Raw genomic sequence first — 9320 nt, 5'->3', positions numbered from 1 at the left:
TTGAAGGAAGGCCGTCGGGTCTCGCTCAAGGAGGTGGGTGTGAAAAACAGCAAAGCGTAACCCACATGAGGTGGAAGATGCGCTGCGCTTTCCCGCCCTACTGTACTGAAATAGAAACTACGAACGATGCCGTGCGCCGGCGGACTTCAGATGCGGGGATTTACCTCCGAGATCAGGTATCCTATTGGTTGTGGCAGTACCGCCGCACGACTGAACCGAGTCAGGCTGAAAGAGCGGATCTGAGCATTCGGATCCCGATGCCCGCCGGATGTCTTCAACCGGTCCCGCATGTCGGCCTCCGACGGCCATTCCGCGACGACCAGTTCGATAAACCCACAGGAGTGTCTAAATGACTGAAAGAAGATCCATCCTACTGTTCGCATCGGCCGCCGCGTTGACGCTGGCAGTGCATGAGAGTGCCTTGTCCGTATCGCCCACGGATGGGCCGGCACCGGCGACGGCCCCTGCGACAGTCACCGCCGAGCAGGCGCCCACAATCGAGAAATCCAGCGAGAAATCCACCGCTGCCGGCGAGTCGATACCCGCGCGTGCCGGGATCACACCTCCGCCATCGTTGGAGCAAGACACCGCGCCATCGCGGATCCCGAAACAAGGGACACGCCGAGGTATGACCCCGGAAGAACGCAGCGCCCAGTGGGAACAGCGACTCCAGAAGGTGCGTGAGCGGGCCATGCGACGGCGTCAGGAGATACAGGAATCGATGGAACGCTGGGATTCCTACTGGAAGACATGGGATGCCATGACGCCGGAGCAGAAGGAGGCGGTCTATGCCATCTTCGGTCCCGGACACAAGCGATGCGGTCATCGCACCATGGACCATGGGCCAACCCTCGGCATGCCCATGCGACCGCGCTCGGGTCGATCCGAATTCGGCCTGCCGGCGGGTCCCGCCTTTCCGGGACCAGGTTACGGCTACGGCCCTCGGCACACACGACCATTCCCGTTTGACTGGGATCCCGCAGCCGCCCCCACGCCCCCCGGTGGCGTTCGACCCCAGGAATGACGGAGGTTGGGGAACCTTCCAAGATCCGAACCCTCCCGGCACGGATTTCCCCCAACCTTGATGAGGGTGTCGCAACAGGCACTGATCTTCGCCCTTCGATCCCCTCTCCCCAACCCCTCTCCCGGCGGGAGAGGGGCTTTTGCAACATTCTCTTGAGGGGGTGGGACTACGAGGACGCGCAGGGGCACCGCCCAGGTCGCCCCTGCACCACCTACGACGGCAAATGCCCCTAAGAGGCTGTCTAAAAACCAACCCATTGATTTTGCTTGAGGCTCTTTATGGATTCCGGACAGGTAACGATCATAGAAGGGTTCCCCCGGACGTTTTGGAGTGCGGCGGCCACTTCCCCCCGCTGCTTACCGGAACCTCCAGCCCTAAGCATAAGCCGGGGGTCGGTCAAGTGGCACCATCCTGCCGCCGCTTTGGATTTGGCAACGTATCCGTCCCCAAAAGGTGTTGCGGCCAAGGGAAAGCGCCGTCGCCGCGGCGCGGGTGGAACCGAAGGGCCCGGATTCCCGGCCAACGCCGCTGGTATCCTCCGTGGCTGAGGTTCGATGCGGTCGCGCCGCTTTGCCGGCGCACTCCAAAGCAGTCCGGAATCCATAAAGAGCCTTGCTTGATATGGAATGACAATCCGATCGAAATAAAGCCCTTGATCCCCCCTCTCCCCAACCCTCTCCCCTCAGGGGGCGAGGGAGCCAACCGGGCAAGTTCTTAGACAGTCTCTAAGGACGAACGGATGACCCCAAGCACCAACGACCGGAGTGGCCGGAGTCGGCGCTGATCCTCCAGGGTCCTGGAGCCCCGACCGCCCCGAGGAAGAATGTGTATGAAGCTTATTCGTAACCTGCTCGCCCTGATCGGGCTCCTTGCCGTGCTCGCGGTCGCCGCCGTCGCTGTCCGCCTGGGTCCAACGCTGGCGAAGTTCGACGACCGGTTCCTGGCCGTTTATCAGGAATTTGCCGGCAAACTTCTCAAGACCGGAGACCCCGGTGTCTCCATGATGTGGTCCGTACCGGTCGCCGCGGACTTAAGCGCCGAAGAAGTCGTCGAATCTATGAAGAGCATCGCCGTATCGCGCAACCTTCTGTTTGTCGGCGAATCGCCTTTCTACAAGCAGGTCCGGGCGATCACCGGCGAGGATTACCGCTATGTGAATTTCCTGTCCTTTTGCGACGCCCAGGTCGGCAAGAAGATGCTCGAATACCGCGACCATTACAGCGGATTCATGCCCTGTCGTATTGCCTTGGTCGAGGACAAAAACGGCCGGTTGTGGATGTATACGATGAACCTGGATCTGATGATTCACGGTGGGAAAGAGCTACCCGAAGACCTCAAAACGGATGCCATTCGGGTGCGTGAGAACATTATGGCCATCATGGAGGGCGCGGCCAAGGGTGAGTTCTAACCCGAGCGGCGGAAAACGGCATGCTTCGGAGGGAGAACATCGCCTTGTAGGATGGGCCGTACCCACCGCCTATGTATCAGAAACCTCAGTCGCGTTTGCGTTTTGAATCCGCAGATTACGCAGATTTCCACAGATTGTTTCGTTCTTCATCTGCGGATAAAGAAAGTCGGTGCAAACCCTATCCCTATACCCACAGGGAAAGTCGTCGATAGGCATAGCCCATCCTACTTCCCGATGTAAGGGATTTTTCAAGCCCCCTTGCAGTAGGGTCGCGACCGGATACACTGCGCGCAGCGTTGGGTATCCAAGGAGTAGTGCGACATGAACATCCCGCCGAACATCGACGGTCTGCGTTGGCGACACGGCGACGGTGATGCCGCAGAGGCGAATCAGGCCGTCGTCGATGAGGTCTCCCGACTCATCAAGGCCAAGGAGCGTGGGCGCCTGCGGGCGGTGCTGAACCGCTGGTCCCCGACGGATGTGGTCGAGCTGTTCGTCGCGCTGCCGCTGAAGCGGGCCCGCAAGCTCTTCGAATGGCGCGATCGAGAGACCGTAAAGGCCGTCGTCCTGCTCAATCCGGAGCTCCGCGCGGCCTTGCTCAAGGATGCCTCGATCGCCCGGATCGTCAAGGTGCTGGATAAGATGGAGCCGGAGCAGGCCCTCCAGGCCCTCGACGACCTCCCGGAGGACGTAGCGCAACAGGTCCTACCCAGGCTCCGCGCGCGCGCGGCCATCGAAGAGCTGCGTGCCCACGGCGAGGACTCCGCCGGTAGCATCATGAGCCGCAAGTTCGTCGCTGTTCCCGTCGACTGGACCATCGGGATGGTGACCGCCGAGATCCGCGCCAATGCCCAGCTGATCGAGAAGCTCTACGGCGTGAGCGTGGTCGACGCCGAGCGGCGGCCGGTCGGTTATCTCAAGCTCCGAGATCTGCTGCTGCTGCCCAAGGAGGCCAGTGTCCGCGAGGCGATGCACACGGATTTCATCGCCGTGACCCCGGATACGGATCAGGAGGAGGTCGCACGCCTGGCGGACCGCTACGAGCTCAATGTGATGCCCGTGGTGGACGCGGACGGCCAACTGGTCGGACGCATCACCCCGGACCGCCTGCGGCAGGTCATCCGGGACGAGGCGGAGGAGGACATCAAGATCATGGCCGGGCTTGCGACCGATACCCAGCACGACGAGTCCGTGCGGCGCATCGTGCGCGGGCGTGCCCCCTGGCTGCTGGTCGGGCTGGTGGGGGCGAGCCTGTCGGGGGTGATCGTGGGGGCTTACGAGGAGCAACTGGCACAGGCCGCAATCCTGGCCAGCTTTATCCCTATCGTCATGTCCACCGCGGGCAATGCCGGCATCCAGGCCTCGACGGTGGCAGTGCAGGGCCTGGCGACCGGAACCCTGACCTTTGCCGACCTGGGCTGGCGGTTGGGCAAAGAGCTGTTGGGCGGACTCGCCAACGGCGCCATCGCGGCGCTTGCCCTGGTCTTGTTCGTGCTTTTGGTATCGCAGCTGGGTGACATCGAGGCGCCGCTGCGCCTGGTGGTCACTGCGGGGCTGGCGGAGATGACCGTTGTCGTTGCCGCGGTCACCGTAGGGGCCACCGTTCCCGTGGTATTGGATCGTCTCGGCATCGACCCGGCCATGGCTACCGGCGTGTTCATTACCACCGGGAACGATATTCTGGCCGTGGTGATTTTCTTTGTTACGGTGACCCTGTTCTATTTTGTGTGAACCGAATGGAAAGCAGCAGTATTGAGCTCCCTGGGTCTGAGATCGGTGCCGTCAGTTACCAGGGCGGGTGCCTGTGCATCCGCTTCTCCCGTGCCTACATCATCAAAACCATGACCGGTTCCCACGACCGCACCCGTTGGTGGCAGAGTGGTGATCTGATCATGGAAGGCGCGAAAATCGAGTCCGAGCTGCCGGAGGGGCGATTGGTCTGCGACGGTGGCGATATCGACGACAACATCTTTACCTATCGAGATATGATCCCGGTCCCGCTCGATACCCGCGGCCATACGCGCTGCGACCTGGGTTTCCGCGGTACGGATAGGCGCTTGGTCGCCGCCGGCGAAACCCTGAGACTGGAGATGATAGAGGTTGCGAAATACATCGAACACATACGGCCCGAAGGCTAGTAGGGTTCAAATCCCATTCAAGCAATTGCATCCCATCCCTTGACCGCGGGGCTAGAGGGAACCCTTGGTAGAGGGTATAACTCCCCCCATCCTCAGATCCGGTTCAATCGCCATGCGTAGCGCTTGTCCGAATGCCTTGAAGAGTGTCTCCGCTTGGTGATGGGCGTTACGTCCACGCAGGTTGTCCAGGTGCAGGGTCACACCCGCGTGATTGACGAAGCCCTGGAAGAACTCGCGGAACAGGTCCACGTCGAAGGCCCCGATCATGGGTCGGGAAAAGTCGGCATGGAACTTAAGTCCCGGACGACCCGAGAGATCGATCACTACCCTCGATAGAGCCTCGTCGAGGGGCACATAGGCATGACCGTAGCGGCGGATAGCCTGCTTATCCCCCAGGGCTTCCGCGCAGGCCTGGCCGAGGGTGATGCCGATGTCCTCCACCGTATGGTGGGCGTCGATGTGCAGATCCCCTGTGGCCTCGATCGATAGATCGATCAGCCCATGGCGGGCGACTTGATCGAGCATATGCTCGAGAAAGGGAACACCGGTGGCGAAGCTGGAACGCCCCTTTCCGTCCAGGTCGATCTCGACCAGGACGCGGGTTTCCAATGTGCTGCGCTCCACCCGGGCAGTGCGCTGAGTACTCTGTTGTTCCACCGGATCGGAAGATCTTGTTACTGGTTAAGAAAATTCCTACATCGAAAGCGGAATGGGATCATATTCGGCTTGGTAGGCCTGTGCCATCATAACACTGTCGCCACCCAGGATAGTCATGAGGACGCAAGGGCAAGAGGATCTATCGCCCCAAAGGATTGTGCCAACCAAGCTTGGCGACATGTTCCCCTGGGTAGGGATTGCCCAGGGGATTTTTTTGTCGACAAAGGCTCAGATTCAACGCCTGCAAATAGCCGAAAGTCTCTAAACCGAGCACCGAACAGCGGGGGCTCGGAGGGGCTCAAGGTGCCGCAAGCACTGCGAGGACACCCTTCGTGTCCTGGGCGATCAAGTCCTCGGCGAGCGCGCTACCCAAGGGTTCTGCCTGGGTACGGGGCGCCCAACGTTCGGCACGCCAGACCCGGCTTCCGTCCGGCGTGCCCACCAACCCGCGCAAACGGAGCTGGTCGTCCTCCAGCAAGGCGTAACCGGCGATCGGTGTCTGGCAGCCGCCCCTCAGACGGCGGTTCAAGGCACGCTCTGCCCGCACCCGGTCGGCAGTGTCGGCGTGGTGTAGCGGGGCGATCAATGCATTGACACGCCCATCGTCGGCACGGCATTCGATCCCGATGGCCCCTTGGCCGATGGCGGGGAGGCTCTCTTCCGGGCTTAGGCAGCGGCGGATACGCTGCTCGAACCCGAGTCGCATCAGGCCGGCGGCGGCCAAGATAATGGCATCGTACTCGCCGGCATCGAGCCTGCTCAGGCGGGTGTTGACATTGCCCCGCAAGGGTCGGATTACCAGGTCAGCCCGGCGGGCGGCAAGCTGGCATTGGCGGCGCAGACTGGAGGTACCGACACAGGCCCCCGCGGGCAGCGCGTCGATATCCCCGTAGCTGTTTGAGACGAAGGCATCCCGGGGGTCTTCCCGTTCCATAATCACCGGGAGGTGCAGGCCCGCGGGCAAGTCTACCGGCACGTCCTTCATCGAGTGCACGGCGATGTCCGCGCGCTGGTCCAGCAAGCCCTGTTCCAACTCCTTGACGAACAGCCCCTTGCCGCCGATCTTGGCGAGGGATGCATCCAAAAATTTGTCGCCGCGGGTGCGCATGCCCAGAATCTCGACCCTTATGCCGGGATGGACCTGGCGCAACCGCTCCGCCACCTGTTCGGTCTGCCACAAGGCAAGCGGGGATTTGCGGGTGGCGATGCGGATGGATTGGGACACCGGCGGGAAACGGGGCGATCTCCCCTTCAGGGCACCCGGTCGAACGGACGATACCTCTCCGTGACATCCGGACTCTCATTCACCAACCGCCCTTCGAGCTCGACCCAGGCGTGGGCAAGAAACGCCTCCTGGTTGTTGACTCCGATGCGCAGCTCCGCTGCCAAACCGCGGCGGCGCAGGAACCACCAGATCAGCACCGACTGGCGCAGGCAATAGGCATCAAAGGGCAAATGGCGGCTAGCTATCCAGGCCAGCTTCCGTATGCGCTGGGCATAAGCCATAGCCTGGTCTAATCCGGCCGGGTAGCCCGGCTTCTTAGGGGTAAGGTACATTAGAAGCTGGCGGGTGCGCCTTAACGTTAGCAGGCGCAGCAACACGGAAACCATGACCAGTTGCCCCCAGAGCATGAGAAACAGGAGCCGATCACCAGGCTCCAGAGAAGTAAAGCCGCGCCACCGCCGCCTCAGTCCCCGCAGTTTTTGAGCAGAGAGGCTAATGCCGTTGCTTGAAGTCTGGATCGAAGGCATGCTTAATCTGCTTCGGTTTCTCGAAAAGCATCGAACCATAAAAATAATTCATAATGCCTATAGGATAACACAATAATTAAAGTGAGAAGCTGTCTGGATAAAACGGATCCTCACGTCGTGTTGCGTTACGCCGTGTTGTTCCCCCAGGCGTTTTCGCGCGCGGCTTAACCCAACCTACACTTAAGGCGAGGTCCGCACGTGCAGGCCGCGCGGGGGATCATGTGGGTGTAGGTTGCGTTAAGACGCTGGCACCGGCCTGGCCGTAGACCAACGAGCCGTTGTGCGTCGAACGCAACACGTCAAACCCTGTCCCGACGTAGGAGGGATCTTTCTTGTCCCGACGCAGGAGGGATCTTCTCCCCCAAACAGCGCCAAATAATTCAGGATTGCTCGCCTCCTTGGAGAAGAGGGTTGGAATGAGGGGGGACCAATGGCTTTGGTTTCGATACGGTTAGTATCGGCTTCGCATGCCGCACGCTGAATAACGCCATCTTTGACACGCCTCGCTTTCCACAAAACCCGCAGGCGACGGGTATAATCCGGTCGCGCAACGCCAACTTCATACCTGACGCCATGCAACGAGGATGAGAGAACCTACCCGGTGGGCGCAGCCCACCCTACTTCCCTAACCCATGCAACGAGAATTAGGAAATGCAACGTCGCGATTTCTTCAAGCAAGCCGGAGGCACCTCCCTGGCGCTGAGCGCCTCTACCGTCGGTATCAAGGCCGCCCAGGCCAAGCCCGCTTACAACTGGAAGCTGGTTACCGCCTGGCCGAAGAACTTCCCCGGTCTGGGCACCGGCGCCAACCGACTCGCCGAACTCATCGGCGAGCTGAGCGGGGGCCGTATCCGGGTGAAGGTATACGGGGCCGGGGAGTTGGTGCCCGCGTTCGAGGTCTTCGACGCCGTCGCCCAGGGCACGGCCGAGATGGGCCATGGTGCGTCCTATTACTGGAAGGGCAAGAGCGAAGCCACCCAGTTTTTCACCACTGTCCCCTTCGGCATGACGGCCCAGGAGCGGAACGGCTGGCTCTACCATGGAGGCGGCCTGGAACTCTGGACCGAGCTCTACGCCCAGTTCGGTTTGGTCCCTGCACCAGGCGGGAACGGTGGGGTCCAGATGGGGGGCTGGTTCAACAAAGAGATCAAAAGCGTTGCGGACCTTGCGGGGCTCAAAATGCGGATGCCGGGCCTTGGCGGCGAGATACTCAAACGCGCCGGAGGCACACCGGTCAATCTGCCGGGGGGCGAACTCTTCACCGCCCTGCAGTCCGGCACCATCGATGCCACCGAGTGGATAGGGCCCTACAACGACCTGGCTTTCGGCTTCTACAAGGCGGCCAAATACTACTATTATCCCGGCTTCCACGAGCCCAGCGGCACGCTGGAGGTCATCATCAACAAGGCCGTCTTCGAGACCCTGCCCGCGGACCTGCAATCCATCGTGCTCAACGCCTGCAAGGTATTGAACCAAGACTTGCTGGCCGAGTACACCGCCCGTAACCCGGTGGCGCTCCGGACCCTGATCGACAAGCACGGCGTAGCGCTGCGCGCCTATCCGGACGACGTGCTTGTCAAGCTGCACCGGCTGGCCGAAGCGGTGGTCTCCGAACTCGGGGAGAAGGACGCATTCTCGCGGAAGGTATATACCTCCTACCGGAAATTCCTCCGGCAAGCAAAAGAATGGACCAACATCTCCGAGCTGGCCTACCTGCAGGCACGTGACGCGCGGACAACCTGAAGCGGATAGCGGTTAAATTTCAAGTGGCATAGATCAGGCAATCCGGCGCCTGCGCAAGAGAAACCGTCCCCCGGCAGAGGAATATCGAGATGCGACTCCTCCGTTACCTGTTCCTGTTCGCCTGCGTGGCCTTCATCGTCTGGCCCTACTACCATGTCTATCGCCTCGACAACGCCCTCGGCAGGAACGACATGCGGACCCTGGAGCAGCTCTTGGACATACCGGCCATCCGTCGCAACTACAAGGAACGCCTGGAAGGTGGCCTGAGTCTCCCCCAACCCCACCCCCAAGGCACCGACAGCCCCTTGGCCTGGTTGCAGCAGAATCTGCGGCGCCTGGGTGACGTTGCCCTGGAGCAGGCCATTACCCTCCCCTGGGCCCGCGATACCCTCAAGGAGGCTACCGCTCAGGCAACCGACGAGCGGCCACCTTACTTCATGGCCGCGATCACCTTCGCCTTCTTCGAGTCCTACGATCGCTTTCTCATCCGCCTGGGAGAGCTCGGCAAAAATGCCACCCATATCCGCATGACATTGCAGGATAAGACCTGGCAGATCACGGACATCATTCGCTAGGGGCTGTTGACACTTATCCGGGC

9 protein-coding genes are annotated in these 9320 nt (G+C 61.2%); 6 read left to right on the top strand and 3 right to left on the bottom strand.

Features of this window, described 5'->3' with window-relative positions; genetic code table 11:
* Nucleotides 1-349 precede the first annotated feature (349 nt).
* The 4 genes from E1958_RS10035 (at nt 350) to E1958_RS10020 (ending at nt 4570) form a co-directional block, all read left to right on the top strand.
* Nucleotides 350-1024 carry a hypothetical protein gene (locus tag E1958_RS10035; protein WP_133511766.1) on the top strand — a complete coding sequence of 225 codons (675 nt, stop codon included), beginning with the start codon at nt 350-352 and terminating at the stop codon, nt 1022-1024.
* Between the two features lie 829 nt (nt 1025-1853).
* A complete protein-coding gene (locus tag E1958_RS10030; RefSeq protein ID WP_133511765.1) occupies nt 1854-2432 on the top strand; it encodes a DUF302 domain-containing protein in 579 nt (192 codons plus the stop codon).
* A gap of 321 nt (nt 2433-2753) precedes the next feature.
* Nucleotides 2754-4163 carry a magnesium transporter gene (gene mgtE / locus E1958_RS10025; RefSeq protein WP_133511764.1) on the top strand — a complete coding sequence of 470 codons (1410 nt, stop codon included), beginning with the start codon at nt 2754-2756 and terminating at the stop codon, nt 4161-4163.
* A gap of 5 nt (nt 4164-4168) precedes the next feature.
* Complete coding sequence (locus E1958_RS10020; protein ID WP_133511763.1) at nt 4169-4570, top strand: hypothetical protein; 402 nt, start codon at nt 4169-4171, stop codon at nt 4568-4570.
* A 51-nt stretch (nt 4571-4621) separates the two neighbouring features.
* On the opposite strand, the gene hisB is transcribed toward E1958_RS10020, so the two are convergent.
* The 3 genes from hisB to E1958_RS10005 form a co-directional block, all read right to left on the bottom strand.
* On the bottom strand, nt 4622-5227 hold the full coding sequence (gene hisB / locus E1958_RS10015) for an imidazoleglycerol-phosphate dehydratase HisB (protein ID WP_089723759.1): 606 nt from the start codon (nt 5225-5227) through the stop codon (nt 4622-4624).
* 298 nt (nt 5228-5525) lie between these two features.
* A complete protein-coding gene (hemC, locus tag E1958_RS10010; protein ID WP_133511762.1) occupies nt 5526-6452 on the bottom strand; it encodes a hydroxymethylbilane synthase in 927 nt (308 codons plus the stop codon).
* A gap of 26 nt (nt 6453-6478) precedes the next feature.
* Nucleotides 6479-6979 (bottom strand): lasso peptide biosynthesis B2 protein, encoded by a 501-nt coding sequence (locus E1958_RS10005; protein ID WP_165742164.1) that lies wholly within the window; start codon nt 6977-6979, stop codon nt 6479-6481.
* Between the two features lie 651 nt (nt 6980-7630).
* Between E1958_RS10005 and E1958_RS10000 the strand changes: the two genes are divergently transcribed.
* Together E1958_RS10000 and E1958_RS09995 are read left to right on the top strand one after the other, a co-directional pair.
* On the top strand, nt 7631-8722 hold the full coding sequence (locus tag E1958_RS10000) for a TRAP transporter substrate-binding protein (protein ID WP_133511760.1): 1092 nt from the start codon (nt 7631-7633) through the stop codon (nt 8720-8722).
* A gap of 89 nt (nt 8723-8811) precedes the next feature.
* Nucleotides 8812-9297, top strand: coding sequence for a DUF2939 domain-containing protein (locus E1958_RS09995; protein ID WP_133511759.1), 486 nt, complete (start codon nt 8812-8814; stop codon nt 9295-9297).
* The last annotated feature ends 23 nt before the right edge of the window (nt 9298-9320 follow it).

The sequence above is a fragment of the Candidatus Thiosymbion oneisti genome (assembly GCF_004359955.1).
GTDB lineage: Bacteria > Pseudomonadota > Gammaproteobacteria > Chromatiales > Chromatiaceae > Thiosymbion > Thiosymbion oneisti.
Note: the sequence above shows the minus strand (reverse complement) of the source record. Positions and strands in the feature narration are given on the sequence as shown.

What these genes read in the sequence shown, in the direction of transcription:
- E1958_RS10000 (WP_133511760.1), top strand. Translation starts at nt 7,631, where the DNA reads ATGCAACGTCGCGATTTCTTCAAGCAAGCCGGAGGCACCTCCCTGGCG.
- E1958_RS10020 (WP_133511763.1), top strand. Translation starts at nt 4,169, where the DNA reads ATGGAAAGCAGCAGTATTGAGCTCCCTGGGTCTGAGATCGGTGCCGTC.
- E1958_RS09995 (WP_133511759.1), top strand. Translation starts at nt 8,812, where the DNA reads ATGCGACTCCTCCGTTACCTGTTCCTGTTCGCCTGCGTGGCCTTCATC.
- E1958_RS10030 (WP_133511765.1), top strand. Translation starts at nt 1,854, where the DNA reads ATGAAGCTTATTCGTAACCTGCTCGCCCTGATCGGGCTCCTTGCCGTG.
- E1958_RS10035 (WP_133511766.1), top strand. Translation starts at nt 350, where the DNA reads ATGACTGAAAGAAGATCCATCCTACTGTTCGCATCGGCCGCCGCGTTG.
- E1958_RS10005 (WP_165742164.1), bottom strand. Translation starts at nt 6,979, where the DNA reads ATGCCTTCGATCCAGACTTCAAGCAACGGCATTAGCCTCTCTGCTCAA.
- mgtE (WP_133511764.1), top strand. Translation starts at nt 2,754, where the DNA reads ATGAACATCCCGCCGAACATCGACGGTCTGCGTTGGCGACACGGCGAC.